The sequence below is a fragment of the Pectobacterium sp. CFBP8739 genome (genome assembly GCF_013449375.1).
Taxonomy (GTDB): Bacteria; Pseudomonadota; Gammaproteobacteria; order Enterobacterales; family Enterobacteriaceae; genus Pectobacterium.
Genome location: NZ_JACDRR010000005.1, coordinates 245,054 through 265,457, shown reverse-complemented (window position 1 = coordinate 265,457; position 20,404 = coordinate 245,054). Strand labels below are relative to the sequence as shown.

Here is a 20,404-nt window from a genome sequence, read left to right as displayed (position 1 = left end):
CGTGAAAAATAGTCACGCCGTAATAATAAAGATAAATTTTTCAACAGTAGTGCCAGCAATAATGCGAATCAGTAGGAGCCAGGTTTGTGATAACCGACGGTCAACCAGGACACATCGATCAAATCAAACAAATGAATGCCGGCGCGGTGTATCGGCTGATCGATAAGTACGGCCCGATATCACGTATCGAACTGTCCAAACGCGCTCAACTCGCGCCCGCCAGTATTACCAAAATCGTCCGCGAACTGCTGGAAGCTCATCTGGTGCAGGAAACCGAATACCAGGATGTGGGTAGCAGGGGGCGTCCTGCTATCGGTCTGATTTTGGATACCGAAGCTTGGCACTATCTTTCCGCCCGCATCAGCCACAATAGTATTTCATTGGCGTTGCGCGATCTCAGCAGCAAGCTGGTTGTAGAAGAAGATATCCCGCTTCCCGCAGACGCGCCGCAACCGTTGCTCGATCGTATTCTGAATGAAATCGACCAGTTTTTTATTCGTCACCAGAAACGGCTTGAGCGATTAACCGCAATCGCGATTACCGCACTGGGCATGATTGACGCCAACAAGGGCATCATTCACCGAATGCCGTTCTATGACGTTGAGGAAATGCCGATTGGTCCTGCGCTGGAACAACGTACGGGGCTACCCGTGTATTTGCAGCATGATATTTGTGCCTGGACGATGGCAGAAGCGTTATACGGCGCGGCGCGCGATTGTCAAAATGTCATTCAGGTGGTAATCGACCATAACGTCGGCGCGGGCGTGATTACTGGCGGGCGCATCCTGCACGCGAGAAGCCGGAATCTGGTTGAAATCGGGCACACGCAGGTCGATCCCTATGGTAAACGTTGCTATTGCGGCAATCACGGCTGTCTGGAAACAGTCGCCAGCACGGAAAATATGCTGGAGTTAGCGCAGCAGCGCATGGGTACGTCCATGAGTTCACTTTTACATGGTTCACCACTTAGCGTCGAGAGCTTGTGTAATGCGGCGCTCAAGGGCGATCAGTTAGCCAAAGATATCATTAACGATGTGGGTAACAACGTCGGCCGAATTGTTGCCATCATGGTGAATCTTTTCAATCCCGATAAAATTCTGGTGGGTTCCCCCCTGAATAAAGCAGCCAGCATTTTGCACCCCGCCATTTTAGGTTGCATTCAACAACAGTCATTCCCACCCTATAGCCACAACATCCAAGTGGAAGCAACTCAGTTCTACAATCAGGGGACGATGCCTGGTGCAGCACTGGTAAAAGACGCACTCTATAACGGATCGCTGCTGGTTAAATTGCTGCAGGGGTAACCATAAAGGCGTAGACCAACAAAACATTGCGCTAACGCAAATCGCCTGAATGAGGCATAGCCTAGACTTTCACGCTTGGAAAGCATTTTAGCTGTGCTTGTTTTTTAGTATTCAGGTGGTCTGGAGTTATCCCATGTTGAAACGTATTTTTGTCACTGGTACTGATACCGCCGTTGGCAAAACGGTGGTATCCAAGGCGCTACTGCAAAAACTGGCGCTGGCAGGCAAATCGGTTGCGGGCTACAAACCGATAGCGAAAGGGTGCGAAGAGACGGAAGCGGGCCTGCGGAATAAAGATGCACTGCTGCTACAGGCGGCTTCCACACTGGAATTGCCCTATAACATGGTTAACCCCATCGCTCTGCGAGAGGATGAAATCAGCGCCAGTGAAGGAACGATAGATTACTGCACGATGACGCAGGGGCTACGCCACATGAGCGAGGCTGTCGATATCGTGGTGGTTGAGGGCACGGGCGGATGGCGGACGGTTATGAACGACCTACGTCCGTATTCCGAATGGGTCGTACAGGAACAGCTGCCCGTTGTACTGGTTGTCGGTATCAAACTGGGCTGTATAAGCCATGCACTGCTGACGGCGCAGGCGATCATTAACGATGGTTTGCCGCTGGTCGGCTGGGTCGCTAACCGTATTAATCCCGGTCTGGCGAATTACGCCGAAATCCTTCATGTCCTGCGGAAAAAGATTCCTGCACCGCAACTGGGCGAGCTGCCTTACTTACCGCGTGCCGAACAGCGGGATCTCTCGCCTTATATCGATTTTTCTGCCGTCAGCAATTAATTTCTGCCGTCTTCTATTCCCGCTTCTCTGCGGGAATACATTTTCTCCGCCACGCCACCTGTTATACTCACTGACAGTTTTTCTTCTTATCCTGAAAATATAATGAAAACAGCGAATAACCAGAAACAAACGCCTGTCCCACATCGCCATTGGATTTTGATTGCCTGTATGCTGGCCATGTTTACGGCGGCGATTGAGGTGACGATTGTCGCCACCGCGCTGCCGACCATCATCGCTGACTTAGGCGGATTTTCCCTATTGGGCTGGGTCTTTGCGGGTTATTTGCTGACGCAGTCGATAAGTATTCCGATTTATGGCCGATTGGCCGACCTGTATGGCCGCAAAAAGATATTCTTCTTCGGCATGATGGTATTCCTGCTGGGTTCGGTTCTGTGCGGATTTTCGACGCAGATGGGCTGGTTGATTGTCTTCCGCACCTTACAAGGGCTGGGCGCAGGCGCGATAACCCCGATTGCGTTCACCATTGTTGCTGATGTGTACAGTTCGACCGAACGCCCGAAAATACAAGGCTATCTGTCCAGCGTGTGGGGCTTTTCCGCGATTATCGGCCCGCTGCTGGGCGCGTTTATCGTCCAACACTTTAACTGGGCACTGGTTTTCTGGGTCAATGTGCCAATTGGGTTATTTTCCATCTTCTTGCTGGCTCGTTACCTGCCGACGATCAATACCGTGCGCCAACATCAGTTGGACTGGATGGGCGCGTTCTATCTGGTGGTGTCCGTCGCCAGCCTGCTGATGGCGCTGCTACAGGCTGAAGTATTTGGCTACTGGATAATCCCGCTGTTTGCGATCTCTGCGGTGGGCTGCATTTTGCTGGTCCGGCAGGAAAAGCGCACGGCAGAACCACTGTTCCCGCTAGCGCTCTGGCGCAATCGGGTCATTATCGCCGGTAATCTCGGGGGACTCGTCGTCGGGGCTGCGATGATGGGCGTGAGTGCCTTTTTGCCGACGTTTATTCAGGGCGTGATGGACAAAACGCCGCTGGAAGCGGGCAGTATATTGGCGATGATGTCGATTGGCTGGCCGCTGGCCAGTACGCTGAGCGGACGCTTAATGCTGTGGACGTCTTATCGCTTTACGGCAATGCTCGGCGGCGTTGTGCTGATTATCGGCAGCCTGACGCTGTTAACCGTTCAGCCAGACAGTAATCTCATGTGGGCGCGGCTTGCCGCATTTCTGATCGGTTCGGGAATGGGGCTAAGTAGCACCACGTTTCTGGTGTCGATACAAAACTCGGTGGATTACTCTATCCGCGGTATCGCGACGGCCTCCGCCATGTTTACCCGCATGCTGGGTTCCGCGTTGGGAACGGCAATCCTTGGCGCGACGCTGAACATCAGCCTGCATTGGCGGTTGCCGGACGTGAGCGATCCACTCCAGACGCTGATGGATCCTGCCAAACGCATCCTGCTGAGCGTAAACCAACTCGATACGCTGGCAGCGCAAGTCGCTTCGTCAATTCATGGGGTGTTTATCGTTTCCGCTTTGATTGCCACCATCACGCTGTTTTCCGCCAGAATGATCCCCGCGAGCCAACGGCCAGGGCATACATCATAAACAGTGGAAAAAGGACAACGGGCGGAATCATGAGAGGGGCAAGCAGCACGTCTTTGCCAGAATTATCGCTGCTGTTGATGACCACGGGAATAGGCTGCGGCAGGCGCCCATTTTGGGTCGAGCTGAGCAGTGAGCCTTCTTTTGCACTCCATTTGGATAAAAATGCGTGTTGGTACGAGCGATACTCGTTGAATTTAAAGGCGATGTCACCTTTTTAGTTGTAATACGAAGAAAAGAGGGAAACCCACGCCGGAAGGCGTGGGGAAGGAATCAAGGGGCAACTGGGCGGCCAGTACGACGATCGAGACAGCGTTCGGTCGTGTTTTCCCAGTAAGCATTGACGTTGTAGCTGGCGTTGCATTTTTCACGCCCATCAATGGCTTTTTCCGTTTTATCGAATTCTTTCTCTACGCGGTTATTCACTTTATTGCGCAGTGAGCGGGTTGAGTCCCATTGCTCTTTGCTTTGACGCGCCGCTTCTTTCGACAACGCGCTGTCGCCGGAATCGACAATGATATGGCGCGTATCTGCCAGTGCGGCAGGCTGCCAGGCAGCGGAAACGATAACCAGAGAAAGCGGGATGAAAGCCCGAATCAAAGAAGAAAAAGAGTAGTGGTTCATGTTTCACCTTGACAGAACGAATGATAAAAACAAACGCCGATGCCGCAGAACGATAACATGCGCACGGCAAGCGGTAGACAACAAAAGGCGACCGCCGTTCCCTGTAACCTTCGCGCGTCGTGCAAAACGAAAGGTGCCTATAACAGAAGTATACCTCCTTCGCTTCAACGGCACTATAACCACGCAGTATCTGGTAAACCACGGTGTGTGACGCTATAGAAAAGAGCATGAAACCACACTCATGCCCTTAATTCTTGTGTTTCAGTAATGACTAGCCTTCGCGATGTACGCTTAACCCGGCAAAAGACTGGCTGACCGGCATCATTTCCAGCGTGTTGATGTTGACGTGCGCTGGCAGGGTAGCGACCCAGAAAACGGCTTCAGACACATCTTCGGCTGTCAGCGGCGTAGTGTTGTCATAGGTTTTGCTGACTTTCTCATCGTTGCCTTTGAAGCGCACGGCCGAGAACTCGGTTCCACCGACCAGACCCGGTTCAATATTCGTGACGCGAATTCGGGTGCCAGACAGGTCGGCACGCAGACCCAGACTGAACTGCTGTACGAATGCCTTGCTGGCACCGTACACGTTACCGCCTGCGTATGGCCAGTTTCCTGCGGTAGAGCCGATGTTAATGACGTGGCCGATATTACGTTCCACCATGGCTGGCAGCAGCGCGCGCGTCATGAAGACCAACCCTTTGTTGTTGGTATCGATCATATTTTCCCAATCGTCTACCGACGCTTTATGTGCAGGTTCCAGACCCAGCGCCAGTCCGGCGTTGTTCACCAGCACATCAATCGCCCGCCATTCGGCCGGCAGGGCGGCAACGGCTTGTTCAATCGCCTGACGATCGCGCACGTCCAGTTTTAACGTATACAAGGCATCGCCCAGCTCTGCCTTCAGCGCATCCAGACGTTCTTGACGGCGACCCGTTGCGATCACTTTATGGCCTGCACTAATAAATTTACGTGTAATTGACTCACCAAACCCAGCCGTTGCACCGGTAACAAAAATAATCATACTTTTATTTCTCCCTGACGGTTTTCATATTCTACTTGTACCTGATATCACTATAAATAATGAAAGGCATGCGAATCATTTAGCCGCGCAATTTCTCGTGGGTCAAGCGTTACTCGGGTTTCAACGATGTGGCTCAGGAAAAATCGCCCCTCAGAACGAGGGGCGGCTGTCTTACCCTTTCGGTGCAACAAGAGCGGTATGACGGAGAATTAAATCCAGTTCTTGCTACGGAATTCGCGCATGGTATCCGCTACCCACTGCATTTCCTGCGGTGTTCCTAACGAGATGCGACACCAGTTATCTGCCGGAGGGAACGCGCGACCAATCAGTACACCTGCATCTGCCATATGCTTTTGGTAATCCTTGAGCGGCACAACCAACTGGTGGAAAACAAAGTTTCCTTCTGACGGTAAGTAAGGCAGCTTCAGGTCATCCAGCGCCTTCAGCAGGATTTGGCGCGACACATCGTTACTCTTTTTGCTGTAGGTAATGAACGCCGAGTCGTTCATGGATGCCAATGCGGCATCCACGCCGCTAAAGTTAATTTTTTCGCCCGCAACATACCTGCCAATTAATGCGATGACTTTAGGATGCGCAACGGCATAGCCAACGCGCATACCGGCCATGGCATGTATTTTAGAGAACGTTTTGAGCAAAATAATGTTCTCCGCGCCCTGGGTAATCATTGGCGAAATAGAACGAAAACGCGGATCGTTGACGAACTCGGCGTAGGCTTCATCCACGATAAACATCGTATTGGCAGGTTTGCTGGCAATCCACGGTTCAATTAAATCCGCTGGCGTAATCGTGCCCGTCGGGTTATTGGGGTTGACCAGATAAACGATAGAGGGACCGCTGTAACCGGCAACGGCGGCTTTTAGCCCTTCAATATCGAAGGCCCAGTTATCGAGCATTTTGACTTTCGTCACCTTGATTCCAGCAATTTTGGCGAAATGCTCGCCGTCGCCGTAGGTTAATTCAGGAATAACTAGTTGTGCATCCAGCGACGCGTAGGCTTCAATCGCCGCCCGGATACCTTCGGACGAGCCGGCCGTCAGCAAGATGGATGGGGCCTCAACCTGATGGTGTGCAGCCAGCTTATTGCCAAGCAGTAAAATTTCATTCTTTGCATAACGGTTGGCTTTCACGACGGCATCGCGTGCGGCGGCTTGCGCTTTAGGTGACATACCTAGTGGATTTTCATTGAAATTAATGCGGATCGGGTTATTGGCCGACGGCGCGGTAAATGCTGGGCTCTCAGGTTGTGTCTCGGCAAAAACGCGAGAACTTAATCCGGTTGTGACTGCTGCCGTCCCCAGCAGGGCGCCAGAAAGTTTTAATAATGCTCTGCGTTTCGGGTTTAACACGTCGCTTTCATTGATTAAAAAATTCATCAAAACACTCTCCTTAGTTGCATAGTGGCAGAAGAGCTCAAGCATAAAGCGAGCCAGTTTTCCTTATATAGCAACCGCTAATTCCTTGTCATATAGGGAAAATACTATTTTCTTACGACACATTTTCCCGTGTGGCGGGATATTTCAGCTTTTTTGTGTATCGATAAAAGATAAAAAAAATTTATTTATTCATCGGGTAATTAAACCAAAAAATATGAATTACTTATGTGAGGGATCCACCATGACGCATGAAATGATGCATCTTGATGCGCTTGCCCCATGAGGTAGCGAGGAAAGCATCACCTTTCCTGATTGTCAGCTTCTACGGCAGCGTACAGGCGTTCAAGAATATCGGGAAACGCAGACTGCACACGGTTCCAACTCGGTACAAAGGGTTTATCACCAGGGCTATCGCTATAAGCATGACCGGAAAAAGTGATCACATCAGAGAATAATTCGACCGCCGACTCCTCTTTATGCCGATCAAAGCTCAGGCCGTTCATACGAGCGTCATGTTCGAAAGCATCGATCATATCAAGGGCGGTACGATAATAGGTCGCACGCAGGACGCGGAAAGAGTCTGAAGTGATATTCACGCCGAGAATCGCCAGTTTACGGTACAACGCTTTGGTGATGTCAGCCGCCATACGTTGTAGTCCTGCATTCGGGTCGTCTTCAGACATCGGCTGATGTTTATGATCGTAGCGATCAGCGATATCCACCTGACAAATACGCCGAGTTGCGGTACCGCGATGAATTTCTGACAGTACGCCAATTTCCAACCCCCAATCGCTCGGAATACGCAGGTTATTCAGGATTGCGGTGCGCATGGCAAATTCGCCGGAAAGCGGATAGCGGTAGCTGCGCATGTAATCCAGATAGTCAGAATTGCCATAGACCTTTTGCAGTGATTTCAGTAACGGGTAAACCAGCAGGCGTCCTACGCGGCCATTCAGTTTTCCCTCAGCAACGCGAGCGTAATAGCCTTTGCAGAAATCATAATTAAAGTGCGGATTCGCTACGGGATAGAGCAGGCGAGCCAGCATGGCACGATCGTACGTGACAATGTCACAGTCGTGCAGGGCAACACAGGCTGAACGGCGCGATGCCAGCGTGTAGCCGACACAAAACCAGACATTGCGGCCTTTGCCGGGTTCCTGTGGCGCCAGCGTTTTTTCTGCCAGTTCATCGCTAAGCGCTTTCAGGCGCGGACCATCGTTCCACAGAATACGATGTCGCTGCGGCAGGCGAGAGAAGAATTTTCGGGCATGAAGAAACTGTTCCCGATCGGCGCGATCTAACCCAATCACAATTTCGCCAAGGTAAGAAACCTGAGAGAGCTGATCGATAATATGGCTTAGCGCAGGGCCTTCCAGCTCAGAATACAGTGAGGGCAGAATCAGCCCCATACTGTTTTGCCCAGAGAAGACCTGAAGTTCATATTCCAATTCTTCCGTACTTCTGTGGGTAAGATTGTGAAAATTGGTAATGATGCCATCTTGATAAAATTCGCTCATCCTATGCTCCCATACCATCTTGTGGCTGTTTTATGCCGAGAAATGACCGTTGCCGATAAAATGCGCCAGTCCTTCACTCCAGCCCTGTGGCCCTGAAGCCTGCGTACAATATTGCTCACCAGCGTACGACTCAGGCAGGGTAAGGATTTGATTTTCTTTACCTTTGATGAGTACGGCACAGTCTACTGTACATAAGAAAGAAACATCGTTAGAGCCATCGCCCAGACCAAGCGTTTTGACGGAAGTTGCGTATTTCTCGATGTACTGTGTTTTTATCCAGTTAGCCGTGAATCCCTTACTCACTTGCTTACCCATAACGTGATGGAAGCGACCTCCTTGGGTTAGAGACAGCCCCATCTCCGCTAATAACTGGCGAAAAAGCGGTAACTTGCTAGCATCATCCAGCCAAAGTAGCGGCTCAGAGGCTTCACGTTGTTGTGCCCAGCGAGCCTCTTGTTTGGTTAGCCCAGTCACCTCGGCTATTTCAGCCTGGTTCATATCGCCAAAGCCTTTGAAGCGGAAACCAGATGCACGTAGCTGCACCAACCGATCACGAATGACGGAATATTCCACGCCAATCCGCTTCCGTGGGTAATCGGGGTGCGTTTGCCATGTCAGTGGGAGAGCGGCAATGGCACCGTTTTCTGCAATGTAGGGATACTGTTCCAGCCCGAGCGCCTGCTGTAAGGGGGCAACTTCGACCGCCGTTTTACTGGTAGTGATAATCAGTGGAATGGACTCATTTGCCAGCCGCGTCAGCCACGGTTGTGCGGCATCCCACCGATAAGTTTCATGATCGAGCAACGATCCGTCGAGATCGCTGAAAATAATCAGCGTCGTGTTACGCGTTTGCATGGGGTCTCCATGTTTTATCGTGGATAAACATAAACAAAGTGTCACGATAGGCGATTAACGTTAGTCAGAAAGGGCGTGTGTTTGTCAGTGGGGTGTTGTGTTCGTGGTATTGATGAATGTGACCATAATCACATTTTAAGGGTAGGTGGCGATCCGTATCTTCACCAATAGCATAATGATCTGGCTATTTTCCTGTTCGCGATGGGATTAGCGGACGCTGCTTTTATCCTGAAACGTTTTACGCCAGTCGGTCGGGCTCACGCTAAAACGCTGTTTGAATTGCTGGCGAAAGGTTACCGCTGACTGAAACCCGACGCTATCCGCAATCGCTTCGATGGAGTGGGAGGTCGATTCCAGCAATACCTGGCTATGGTGAAGCCGCTCCGCCGTTAGCCAGTCGCTGACGGTCATCCCTGTGGCTCGGAAGAAGTGCCGGGTAAATGTCCTGCGGCTCATCTGCACGCGGCTTGCCAACGTATCCAAGGAGTGGGAATAACGGAGATGGCTACGCAGATAGTCCAGTAGCTGATTGATTTTGCTATCCCGCGTATTTTCCGGTATCGGATGTTCGATAAACTGGGCTTGGCCGCCTTCCCGGTAAGGCGGAATCACCAGACGACGAGCGGCACGGTTAGCAATAGCGCTGCCGCAGTGCTGGCGTACCAGATAAAGGCAGCAGTCAATAGCTGCCACTGTGCCCGCAGAGGTAATCAGATGCTCATCTTCGACATAGAGCGCATTGGTATCTAACTTCACATGACGAAAGCGGGCGATGAAATCCTGTTCAAACGCCCAGTGTGTCGAGGCGCGGCGCCCCTCTAACAATCCGGCGTAAGCCAGTACATAAGTCCCCAGACATAATCCGGCGATTTGTGCTTTTCGCGTGGCGGCATCACGTAATGCATCCAGAAGCGATACAGAAGGGCGCGTCTCTGGGTGAGACCAGTAGGGAACCACGATCAAATCGGCGTTTTCTAACGCGGAAAATCCGTGCTCAACGTTAATGGAAAAGCCGTGTTCAGAAGCAACCATGCCCGGTTTTTCCGTACAGAAAAAAATCTCAAACTGTTTTTCTTCATAGAGCATGTCGCTGAACACCATGCCCGGTATAGATAAGTGAAACGGGCTAAAATTCTCGGATACAACCACCGCAACGGTTAGCACAGCCATCATAGCCCTCATTAAATCATCAATAGGTTCTGGTTATTACCCCATTCAGAATTCCACGCTGTCGCCATCGTTGGGCACATACGCGATAGACTGAAGCTGTTCTTCATGCAGATAGTCACGCAGTTCTGCACGGCTTAAAAGGCAATGGTTCACCGCTTCCATGTGCGTTGCGACTATTGCCGCATTGGGCACGAGCTGATGTACGCGCTGTACATCCTCTTTTCCCATGATAATAGAACCCAAACTGGGAATGACCGCATTGCCGATATTCAGCGCCACCACATCGGGTGTGTAGTGCGTCAGTGCATCAATAACATGCTGATTCCAGACGGTGTCGCCCGCCAGATACAGCGACTTCTCGTGAGTATGCTGAAAGATAATACCGCAGACGTCACCCAGTCTTTCTGCCATTTGTGGATTCGCATAGATTTCATCAGAACCGTGCTGACCAGACGTTTTGATCAGCGTGATGCCGTCATATTCCGTCTGCTCACCCAGTACACGCACGGAGGTAAATCCTGCGCGCCGAATAAGGTTAGCATCCTGTGCATTCTGGCTGAAGATCGGCATCGTCTTCGGGATAACCTCACGGGCGGTATCATCCCAATGATCAAGGTGGGTATGCGTCACAATCACTGCATCAACATCGAGAATCGTCGCCATAGACAGAGGAAGTTCGACCAAGGGATTACGCAGGTGTTCGTTGGCCGTTCCCGGAAATCCAGGATAAGTCGCTTTCGCTGCCAACATCGGATCAATCAAAAACGTTTTTCCACCAAATTCCAATTGCAATGTCGCATTGCGAATCTGCGTTATTTTCATCTTATCGCTTCCTATCAGGTTAACTGGCGGTGCCGTTATGCACCAAACAGCAGCAGTATAAGAATCTGACCGAACGCTAACAGTGGCCTGAATGACACACTTCGATGAATTTAGGCCAATTTATCTCAGGCAGGATGTTTATCATCAAGTTGTCTATCATCGGCGGGTTATCTATTGCCGTCTTCATACACACTGGCTATCTTAACTCACTGGTATTTTAACCAACGTGCTGTTTCATCACTGAAAAGGACAATTTCATGCCCCATATTGATGTCAAACACTTCCCAAGAAACCTGTCTGAAGAAGAGAAAAAAGTTGTCGCGGAAGATCTTGCCGCGGTTTTGAAGAAGCACTTCGGTTCTTCTGACGACTCGCTTTCTGTGGCGTTTAACGAAGTTCAGCCCGATCGCTGGAAGGATGACGTTTACGATCCGCTCATCAAACCGCAGTTGGATACGCTGGCGAAAAAACCGGGATATTCGTACTAAGTCTTTGTTTTACTCCCATCCCTGCGGGGTTCCCCCGTAGGGCTAAAAAAGCTATTCACGGTAAATCCTTGCAAATACTGGCAATGATTTATTGTTATGTTATAACATAACAATAAATTCAGGTGCCCGTGCTTATTTTCGCGGGCTATCCAAGAACGTCTATTCATGTATTCGATAGCGTTACAAGCCAGAAAAGGATGCGAATAATGTCTGAAGTTTCCCGATATGAAAGGGTAGATAAAAGATTGCCCGTCACCGTGCTGTCAGGGTTTTTAGGCGCCGGTAAAACGACGCTGCTGAACCATATTCTTGCAAACCGTGAAGGCCGTCGGGTTGCCGTCATCGTCAATGACATGTCCGAAGTGAATATTGATGCCACGTTGGTCAGGGAAGGTGGCGCGGCGCTGTCACGTACGGATGAAAAACTGGTGGAAATGAGTAACGGTTGCATCTGCTGCACGTTACGTGAAGATCTTTTACTGGAAGTCAGTCAGCTTGCCAAAGAAGGGCGTTTTGACCAGTTAGTGATTGAATCCACGGGGATTGCGGAACCATTACCCGTTGCCGAAACGTTTACGTTTGCCGATGATGATGGAAAAAGTCTGTCCGATGTAGCAAGGCTGGATACGCTCGTCACCGTCGTGGATGCGTTTAATTTTTTAAAAGACTATAGCGCGAATGAAAGCATCCGCTCACGTGGAGAATCGTTGGGCGAGGAGGATGAGCGCACGGTTGTGGATTTACTGATCGACCAAATTGAATTCTGCGATGTCCTGGTGCTCAACAAGGTTGACCTGATCGATAACCCCCAGCAGGAAAAGCTGATGGCTATCCTGCATTCGCTGAATCCACGTGCGAGAATCGTGGTTGCCCAGTTTGGACAGGTTCCCTTGGATCAGGTACTCAATACCGGTTTATTCGATTTTGATGCCGCCTCACAGGCACCCGGCTGGCTCAAGGAGTTACGGGGAGAGCATACGCCGGAAACAGAAGAGTATGGCATTACTCATTTCGTTTTCCGGGCGCGTAAGCCGTTTCATCCGGCACGCTTCTGGAATGTTATTGCGGGAGATCTGACTGGCGTAGTGAGATCAAAAGGCTTTTTCTGGCTGGCGAGCCGTCCGAGCTTCGCGGGTTCATGGTCACAAGCGGGTGGTGTGGCACGTGAGGGATTCGCCGGTCAATGGTGGGCGAGTGTTCCCAGGGAACGGTGGCCAGATGATCCCGAATCGCTGTACTACATCTTGTCAAACTGGATGGATGATATTGGCGATGCTCGTCAGGAGTTGGTGTTCATTGGGATCGAGATGGATGAGGACGGCCTGCGATCCAGATTGAACCATGCTTTATTGACGGACGAAGAAATCGCGCTTGGCCCTGATGAATGGTGCCATTTTCCTGATCCTTTCCAGCCGTGGTAGAAGTTCTGCCGTTGTTTTCCGGCAAGATAAAGAGAAGGTGGGTATAAGAAACCGAGACGAATTAGAGAGTAAAAAGCCGATAACCATTGAGGTTATCGGCTTGTCTTCAGGCAATACTGACGTAGCAGCAGCGTTACGCGTTCAGCAGCGGCTGAGCCGTGCTTTCAACCAGTGCCAGCAGGACTTTGACATCGTCCAGGCTAACGGTTGGGTTCAATAACGTCAGTTTCAGGCAGGTCACACCATTAAATTCGGTGACACCCACGTTGGCGCGGCCTGATTCCAGCAGAGCATCGCCAATGCGTTGGTTAAGCAGTGCAACAGTCGCATCATCTGCTGTCGCCAGTTGCTGCGGGCGATAACGGAAGAGTACGCTTGCCAGCTGTGGCTGCATCACTAATTCCAGTGACGCGTGTTCAGCCACATACTGTGCAACCTGCTGTGCCAGCGTAACGCCGTGATCGATGATCGCCGCGTACTGCTGTTGACCTAAGGCTTCCAGACCCATCCACAATTTCAGCGCGTCAAAACGACGCGTCGTCTGCAATGACTTAGACACCAGATTCGGAACGCCCTGCGCTTCATCGAACTCAGAGTTCAGGTAAGCCGCCTGATAACGCATCAGTTCATAGTGGCGGGCTTCTTTCAGCAAGAATGCACCACAGCTGATGGTCTGGAAGAATTGCTTGTGGAAATCCAACGTAACGGAATCCACCAGTTCAATACCGTCCAGATAATCGCGATACTTCTCGGACAGCAGCAGGGCGCCGCCCCAGGCTGCATCAACGTGTACCCAAATCTGGTGTTCTGCCGCCAGCGTTGCAATCGCCCGCAGAGGATCGATCGCCCCTGCATCCGTGGTACCCGCTGTCGCGACAATCGCCAGAATCTGCTCGCCGCTAGCTTTGGCCTGCGCCACTTTTTCCGCTAAATCGTTCAGATCCATCCGCGCGAAGCGGTCGGTTTTCACCAGCGTAACGCATTGATAACCCAGCCCCAGTAAAGCCATGTTCTTTTGCACCGAGAAATGCGCATTTTCAGAACAAAACACTTTAATTTTCTTCAGGTTACCCACCAATCCATCTTGTTGGATCGAATGTCCCTGACGGGCAAAGAAGGCATCACGCGCCAGCATCAACCCCATCAGGTTACTCTGAGTGCCGCCGCTGGTGAACACGCCAGCGTCTCCAGATTGATAACCAACCTGAGTACGCAGCCATTCAATCAGCTTCATCTCGATGATGGTCGCTGACGGGCTTTGATCCCAGGAATCCATGCTCTGGTTGGTGGCGTTAATCAAGACTTCCGCCGCCTGGCTGACCACCAGACTCGGGCAGTGCAGGTGAGCAACGCACTGCGGGTGATGCACCGACAGGCTGTCTTTCAAAAAGTATTCAATCGCACGCTCGATAGCGGCCTGGTTACCCAGGCCCTGAGGATTAAAATCCAGCGTGATGCGTTCACGCAGTTCGGCAACGGTTTTTCCCTGATACATCTCAGGCTGTTGCAGCCACTGCATGACGGCCTGACTACTCTGCGTAATCGCTTCCTGATAGGCTTCGATACTCTGTGCAGAAGAGGCCAGAATCGGGTTAACGGCTGTTTCTACTAATTGGGACATCGTGGTCATTCGCTCCACTCAGACTGGCTTCACGCCAGCAGACAGCAGGGCGTTTTCAAATTTATCCAGGAAAATTTCCAATTCAGCATTGCTGATCAGCAGAGAAGGCAGCAGACGCAGAACGCAACCGTTACGGCCACCGCGCTCCAGAATCAGGCCTGATTCAAAGCATTTTTTCTGCAACAGGGCAGACAACTCGCCGTCAGCCGGGTAGCAACCCATGTGATCCTGCGCTTCGCCAGGTTTAACAATCTCAATCCCAATCATTAATCCCAGACCACGAATGTGGCCGATCACCGGATAACGTTTTTGCAGCTCAGCCAGTTTAGCTTTCAGCCATTCACCTTGCTCAGCGACTTTGTTGGCTACCTGATTGTCTTTGAGGTGCTTCAGCGTCGTCAGGCCCGTTGCCATCGCCAGTTGGTTACCACGGAACGTCCCCGTGTGGTGACCAGGAGCCCAGGCATCGAACTGCTTCTTGATACCCAGTACGGCTAATGGCAGACCGCCACCAACGGCCTTGGACATCACGATAATATCTGGCTCAATGCCCGCATGTTCAAAGGCAAAGAATTTACCAGTACGCGCAAAGCCAGCCTGAACTTCGTCGATGATCAGCAGAATACCGTGTTCCTGCGTCACTTTACGGATGCGCTGCAACCACTCGGTAGGAGCCGGGTTAACGCCGCCTTCGCCCTGAACGGCTTCCAAAATGACCGCCGCCGGTTTGCGTACGCCACTCTCAACGTCGTTGATCAGGTTTTCGAAGTAGTAGGTTAATGCTTTAACGCCGGCTTCACCGCCAATACCCAGCGGGCAACGGTACTGATGCGGATAAGGCATAAACTGAACTTCAGGCATCATGCCGTCGACCGCTTCTTTCGGTGACAGGTTACCGGTTACCGACAGGGCGCCATGCGTCATGCCGTGGTAGCCGCCGGAGAAGCTGATCACACCAGCACGGCCGGTGTATTTTTTTGCCAGTTTCAGCGCGGCTTCGACCGCATCGGCGCCAGAAGGGCCCGTAAACTGAAGGCAATACTCTTTGCCTTGACCAGGCAGTAAGGAAAGCAGGTATTCGGAGAACTGATCTTTCAACGGTGTTGTCAGATCCAGTGTATGTAACGGCAAGCCGCTAGTAATGACACGTTGGATGCTTTGCAGCACGTCAGGATGGTTATGTCCAAGCGCGAGCGTACCCGCACCAGCCAGACAATCAAGATATTGATTATTCTCAACATCAGTAATCCACACGCCTTCAGCTTTCGCAATTGCCAGAGGCAATTTGCGTGGATAACTCCTCACGTTCGATTCAAATTCAGCTTGTCTTGCCAAATAGGTTTCATTGTTTCCGTTTAATGAATTCGCACCTAAACTGTCAATACGGACTTTATCCGTCATCATATCTCTCCTACAACCGTGTGCTCGCAGGCAACCACAGTTGAATAAATGAATGAATTAAAACACGTAACTGCTATAAGAAAAACGCGGCCAATATAGGGTTTTTCAGTCACCGACTCAATGATTTATTTCGTTTCGAAACTTTTATTTTTTTACATAAAAATCAAACGGTTGATTGATTTTTTACGAATCATGATGCCATGGCTATCTTACATGCTTATTAAATAAGCAAAAAATCTTTCCTGATATTGGGAGTAATATTGAACAAAAAAACGGATGACTACATGAGAAACGCCTGTTAAATACCCTATGCCAAGCTCACTTTCATTCATGAAAATAAAATAAATCATTTATTTATCAATGTATTAATGGATTGCTCATGGCGCAGGTAAAAAGCCATATGCCGTTCCATCGCTGGTGAGTGCCCATATCGCATTTTATTATCGAACATGCCACAGCGGGCTGAACGATTTCTGTGGCATTTATCGACATTAACGATCAGAGACGGATGACGGAGGAAAGATGGCTATTTATATGACTCAACAGATGAGTAATCCAAAAACCATTACTATCACGTACTACCGTAAGCAGAGCAGCGCGCATGTCAGCCACGACGAATCAGGGCGTTTTACGCAGGATGCCGTAGCAAACTATGCACAATTTAACAATCTTCGCCCCGAAGACGTTGTTCGGGGAAATTATAAAAGTGGGCAAGGCGTGCCAGTAGGCGGTAAGGTTTTTGAAATTTAAGTGTAAAAAAGAAAGCCCGCTAAGTCTGTTACCAGGATTTACGCGGGCTTATTTTCGTATAGCGCTAACCACCCCAGCGGTTTCTGAGGTAATTAACCGCTTCTTGGGTTTGTGGTTGATTGAGATAGTTCTCTCTGAACAGAATTGTGCCGTTAATTTGCGGCATTGATTCGTTCAAATCGAGCTGTTTTTTCAGCTCCGGCACACCGCCATTTATCGTCCAGTCAGGCTCATTTTTTGAAGGTTCACCCACTTTATACAGCGCAACGCCAATATAGAGGCGTGTGTTTGTGGGTTTCACCACATCCGCCCACCATTTTGCCAAAACATCATAACGCGCCGCGTCGCGCGCGAACGGCCAGTATATCTGTGGGGCAATATAATCCAGCAACCCTTGCTGCACCCACAGGCGAGAATCGGCATAAGCTTCATCGTAAGCCGCCGCGCCTCGCGTGTCAGAACCTGCCGCATCGTGTGACCGGTTGCGCCACACGCCTGCGGGACTTACACCAAATTCAACTTCGGGTTTCAACTGCTTGATCGTGCGCGACACCTGTTCAATCAATAACTGTGTATTGTGCCGCCGCCAGTCCGCCTTTGAGCCAAATCCCTGACCATATTTCTTAAAAGTCTCACCATCGTTAAGAATCGAGCCGGATGATTCTGCATAGAAGTAGTCATCGAATTGCACACCGTCAATAGCGTAGCGCGCAACGACTTCAGCCACGATACTGGTGATCCAGTTTCGTGCTTCTGGAATACCAGGGTCGAGTACAAAGCGATCGCCTGCCGTGCGGATCCAGTCGCGATGCAACACAAATACGCTGGCAGGATTTTGCGACAGGGTGCTATTGAGTTCCGTCACGGTTGCGGATTTAGTGTTAACGGAAACGCGGTAGGGATTAAGCCAGGCATGGACTTTCATATCGCGCTTGTGCGCTTCATCCAGCATGAACTGTAGCGGATCGTAGCCTGGGTCCTCACCAATATTGCCCGTTAACATATCTGACCAGGGTAATATTTTAGAAGGCCAGAGCGCGGTACCATCCGGCTTGACCTGAAAAAATACAGTATTGATACCGAGGCTTTTCAATTTATCCAACTTGCCTTTCAGCACGTCTTGCTGCTGAGTTATGCGGCTAGCAGGGCTGCTGACATTGACGGATGCCACTGGCGGCCAATCCAGGCGGGAGACTGTCGCCAGCCAAACACCGCGCATGGGTTCCTTATTCTGCTGAGATTTCACCGGAAGCGGCTGTTTAAGCGGTGGAAGGGGGGTGATAAGCGAACTCGGTGGTTTAGACGCGCAACTGACAAGTAGAAGCGCAGCAGCAATGAGTACGACTGGCTTTTTCACGTTGGTTAGCTCTTATTTCTGCGACTATTAGCCCAGGGATCAATAGCGCTATCATCTGGTTTTACGGGGGCAGAACCTTCCAGAGAATCAAGGTACAGTGCTTCAACTTCGGCACGCGCCCAGGGTGTCCGACGCAGAAACTTTAAACTGGACTTAACGCTTGGGTCGCTTTTAAAGCAATTGATGTTGATCCGTTTACCCAACTCAACCCAGCCAAAACGGGCAACCAGTGCATTGACTTGCATTTCAAGCGTGACGCCATGCAAAGGATCTTTAGAAATATGAGCTGTCATGTAACGTCCAGTAGTTTCAGGTTTTTGTGTTCAGGATTAGGCTTGTAGCAAGGGAAGGTTACAAGAAAGCGGGGCGAGCGGCAATTATTGCCTGATGCAGACCACCGAAACGTTATTACTACGGCTGAAGGCCTGCAGCATTAAGCAGTTGTGCACGTAACCAGACGTTGGCCGGATCGTGACTATTTTTCGGGTGCCAGTACATGCTGATGGCAATCGGCTGTAGCATTCGTTTGGGCAACGTACAAAGTAGCTCCGTACTTTTTTGAGAACACGCACCAGATTGATACGACCCATCCATATCGTGGATAGGTCGGGCTTGGCTATAGTGATGCGTATTCACCTTATTTAACTTATGTTGAGTACATATTTGGTTCATAGATACCATAGCGTTTACCTCTTTGTTTTTGCTGTTAATTTTTAACCTACGCAATCACCCTCCACGAGTTCACTTCATGAACTAATGCTATTCGACCTGTTTTTGAGCTGTTTTTCATTTTAGCCACCTTTCACAAACGCTGTGTTTTTTTATCTCAAGCGCACTGGAAAGGTCTATAAGATCTGACAGATGAAGGAGGTTAGCATTTTTGAAACTCGAAAATATTCTCAGAAAGTGTCAGGTTTATTCATTTTTGCTAAAAAAAAATCAATTTTCTTCGGTTTGATGCATTTTTATCTAATGAAGATTCACATTTTGAGATTTTTATGCGACTTTCTTCTGAAGCGGTTGCATGCGACACAAGTGGTATCTATAATCAAAACACAATTAAACTGGATAAATATACAGGTGCTGTGTGGAGAACTTTAAAATCGTAGCGGCATTATGCCGGCAGATTATCAAGGATGGGGCCTCCGCAGGCGCTTTACAGCAGATGGAGCGCCTTTATGATGCTCTCAGAGAAGGACAACAAACTGCTGAAGCAAAATTGCTCAGAGGGCTCATCAACAGAGCCAGTACGCTCAACACACTGGAGCCAGCCAGAGTTGAACTCTCTCGAGTCTCATTTCTTCGAAAGCAGAAACTCAGGGAAAACGTCAAAGTGCCTGTGGACAAAGAAAGCGGATCGCCACTTGCACAGATTATCTTTCCTGAAGAGCTCGTGACCGCAGAACTCCCGGTTATGCCCGATGAGCTGGCTTCAGCAGTCAGCCAACTGATTGAACAATGGAACAATCTGGACAAACTGGCTCGGTATGGCGTGATGCCTTCACTGAGCTGCCTGCTTTTCGGATTGCCGGGAACGGGTAAAACGATGCTTTCCTTTTATATCGCCAGAATGCTCGAATTACCTATCGTGCTTGCTAGGCTGGATGGGCTTGTTTCATCTTTACTGGGCACAAGTGCCCGAAATATCAATAACCTGTTTGATTTTGCTGCACAGTATGACTGTCTCCTGCTTCTGGATGAGTTTGATGCCGTAGCAAAGGCGCGAAATGACAAGCATGAAGTCGGTGAAATTAAGCGCATCGTTAATACATTGCTGCAGTGTATCGATGCCAGATCAAAAAGTGGTATGACGTTAGCCATTACTAACCATGAGGTATTGTTGGACCCTGCTGTATGGCGAAGGTTTGAAATGCGAATATTGGTTCCTAAGCCAAATTATCCGGCAAGAATGAAGATTATTGAAAAATATATTCATCCCTTGAGCTTTACGCCAGAAGAGATAAAATTTCTGACCGTTCTGACTGACGGATTTAACGGTTCTGATATTCAGTTAATGCTTAATAATTTCAAGAGAATGGCTGCAATCAGTAAAAGTCCTCAGACTTTTCTTGAGATGGTTCAGTCCTTTGTAGTTATTCATGCTGGCAGTGAGGTCAATGAATTCATGCAGTTGTTATCGCATAATCAGGATGCTGCAATTATGAGCCTGTTGCACAAAAAACATGAATTTACCCAGAAAGAGATTGCGCTTGTTTTTGACGTTACTCAGTCAAAAGTTTCCAGAAATATTAAAGAATCCTGACTGTCGTCGGGAGGTTGATTGC

18 protein-coding genes and 1 pseudogene are annotated in these 20,404 nt (G+C 49.9%); 7 read left to right on the top strand and 12 right to left on the bottom strand.

Features of this window, described 5'->3' with window-relative positions; translation table 11 throughout:
• Positions 1–86: 86 nt before the first annotated feature.
• The 3 genes from H0247_RS01970 to H0247_RS01960 all read left to right on the top strand — a co-directional run bounded on the left by H0247_RS01970 (position 87) and on the right by H0247_RS01960 (position 3,681).
• Positions 87–1,304: an ROK family transcriptional regulator gene (locus H0247_RS01970; protein WP_180741005.1), complete on the top strand. Its 1,218-nt coding sequence runs from the start codon at positions 87–89 to the stop codon at positions 1,302–1,304.
• Between the two features lie 133 nt (positions 1,305–1,437).
• Entirely contained in the window at positions 1,438–2,103 is a 666-nt protein-coding gene (gene bioD, locus H0247_RS01965; protein WP_180741004.1) for a dethiobiotin synthase, read from the top strand.
• 102 nt (positions 2,104–2,205) lie between these two features.
• On the top strand, positions 2,206–3,681 hold the full coding sequence (locus H0247_RS01960; protein WP_180741003.1) for an MDR family MFS transporter: 1,476 nt from the start codon (positions 2,206–2,208) through the stop codon (positions 3,679–3,681).
• A gap of 270 nt (positions 3,682–3,951) precedes the next feature.
• Here the strand turns inward: H0247_RS01960 and H0247_RS01955 are convergent, their stop codons facing one another.
• The 7 genes from H0247_RS01955 to H0247_RS01925 all read right to left on the bottom strand — a co-directional run bounded on the left by H0247_RS01955 (position 3,952) and on the right by H0247_RS01925 (position 11,081).
• The gene (locus tag H0247_RS01955; RefSeq protein WP_180741002.1) at positions 3,952–4,302 is read right to left on the bottom strand and encodes a DUF1283 family protein; all 351 of its coding nucleotides are present in this window, start codon (positions 4,300–4,302) and stop codon (positions 3,952–3,954) included.
• A 271-nt stretch (positions 4,303–4,573) separates the two neighbouring features.
• Positions 4,574–5,323: a bifunctional NADP-dependent 3-hydroxy acid dehydrogenase/3-hydroxypropionate dehydrogenase YdfG gene (gene ydfG / locus H0247_RS01950; RefSeq protein ID WP_180741001.1), complete on the bottom strand. Its 750-nt coding sequence runs from the start codon at positions 5,321–5,323 to the stop codon at positions 4,574–4,576.
• A 209-nt stretch (positions 5,324–5,532) separates the two neighbouring features.
• Complete coding sequence (locus H0247_RS01945) at positions 5,533–6,717, bottom strand: histidinol-phosphate transaminase (protein ID WP_180741000.1); 1,185 nt, start codon at positions 6,715–6,717, stop codon at positions 5,533–5,535.
• A 299-nt stretch (positions 6,718–7,016) separates the two neighbouring features.
• Entirely contained in the window at positions 7,017–8,234 is a 1,218-nt protein-coding gene (locus H0247_RS01940; RefSeq protein WP_180740999.1) for a glycosyl transferase, read from the bottom strand.
• 30 nt (positions 8,235–8,264) lie between these two features.
• Entirely contained in the window at positions 8,265–9,089 is an 825-nt protein-coding gene (locus tag H0247_RS01935) for a mannosyl-3-phosphoglycerate phosphatase-related protein (protein WP_180740998.1), read from the bottom strand.
• Between the two features lie 207 nt (positions 9,090–9,296).
• On the bottom strand, positions 9,297–10,259 hold the full coding sequence (locus H0247_RS01930) for a GlxA family transcriptional regulator (protein ID WP_180741431.1): 963 nt from the start codon (positions 10,257–10,259) through the stop codon (positions 9,297–9,299).
• 45 nt (positions 10,260–10,304) lie between these two features.
• Entirely contained in the window at positions 10,305–11,081 is a 777-nt protein-coding gene (locus tag H0247_RS01925; RefSeq protein ID WP_180740997.1) for an MBL fold metallo-hydrolase, read from the bottom strand.
• Positions 11,082–11,338: 257 nt separating this feature from the next.
• Here H0247_RS01925 and pptA point away from each other — a divergent pair, with 257 nt between their 5' ends.
• Both pptA and zigA read left to right on the top strand, forming a co-directional pair.
• Entirely contained in the window at positions 11,339–11,569 is a 231-nt protein-coding gene (gene pptA, locus H0247_RS01920; protein ID WP_180740996.1) for a tautomerase PptA, read from the top strand.
• A gap of 206 nt (positions 11,570–11,775) precedes the next feature.
• Positions 11,776–12,990, top strand: coding sequence for a zinc metallochaperone GTPase ZigA (gene zigA / locus H0247_RS01915; protein WP_180740995.1), 1,215 nt, complete (start codon positions 11,776–11,778; stop codon positions 12,988–12,990).
• A 133-nt stretch (positions 12,991–13,123) separates the two neighbouring features.
• Here the strand turns inward: zigA and H0247_RS01910 are convergent, their stop codons facing one another.
• Both H0247_RS01910 and H0247_RS01905 read right to left on the bottom strand, forming a co-directional pair.
• Positions 13,124–14,620, bottom strand: coding sequence for an aspartate aminotransferase family protein (locus H0247_RS01910; RefSeq protein ID WP_180740994.1), 1,497 nt, complete (start codon positions 14,618–14,620; stop codon positions 13,124–13,126).
• 9 nt (positions 14,621–14,629) lie between these two features.
• Positions 14,630–16,015, bottom strand: coding sequence for a diaminobutyrate--2-oxoglutarate transaminase (locus H0247_RS01905; protein ID WP_180740993.1), 1,386 nt, complete (start codon positions 16,013–16,015; stop codon positions 14,630–14,632).
• Between the two features lie 519 nt (positions 16,016–16,534).
• Between H0247_RS01905 and H0247_RS01900 the strand changes: the two genes are divergently transcribed.
• Positions 16,535–16,762 carry a hypothetical protein gene (locus H0247_RS01900; RefSeq protein WP_014915396.1) on the top strand — a complete coding sequence of 76 codons (228 nt, stop codon included), beginning with the start codon at positions 16,535–16,537 and terminating at the stop codon, positions 16,760–16,762.
• A 64-nt stretch (positions 16,763–16,826) separates the two neighbouring features.
• On the opposite strand, the gene H0247_RS01895 is transcribed toward H0247_RS01900, so the two are convergent.
• The 3 genes and pseudogenes from H0247_RS01895 to H0247_RS19760 all read right to left on the bottom strand — a co-directional run.
• Positions 16,827–18,119, bottom strand: a complete 1,293-nt coding sequence (locus H0247_RS01895) for a glycoside hydrolase family 10 protein (RefSeq protein ID WP_180740992.1) — start codon at positions 18,117–18,119, stop codon at positions 16,827–16,829.
• Between the two features lie 5 nt (positions 18,120–18,124).
• Positions 18,125–18,412: a VF530 family DNA-binding protein gene (locus H0247_RS01890; RefSeq protein WP_180740991.1), complete on the bottom strand. Its 288-nt coding sequence runs from the start codon at positions 18,410–18,412 to the stop codon at positions 18,125–18,127.
• 118 nt (positions 18,413–18,530) lie between these two features.
• Positions 18,531–18,671 (bottom strand): annotated as a pseudogene (locus H0247_RS19760) (LysR family transcriptional regulator); the annotation flags it as partial.
• Between the two features lie 535 nt (positions 18,672–19,206).
• Between H0247_RS19760 and H0247_RS01880 the strand changes: the two are divergent.
• The gene (locus tag H0247_RS01880) at positions 19,207–20,382 is read left to right on the top strand and encodes an AAA family ATPase (protein ID WP_180740990.1); all 1,176 of its coding nucleotides are present in this window, start codon (positions 19,207–19,209) and stop codon (positions 20,380–20,382) included.
• The last annotated feature ends 22 nt before the right edge of the window (positions 20,383–20,404 follow it).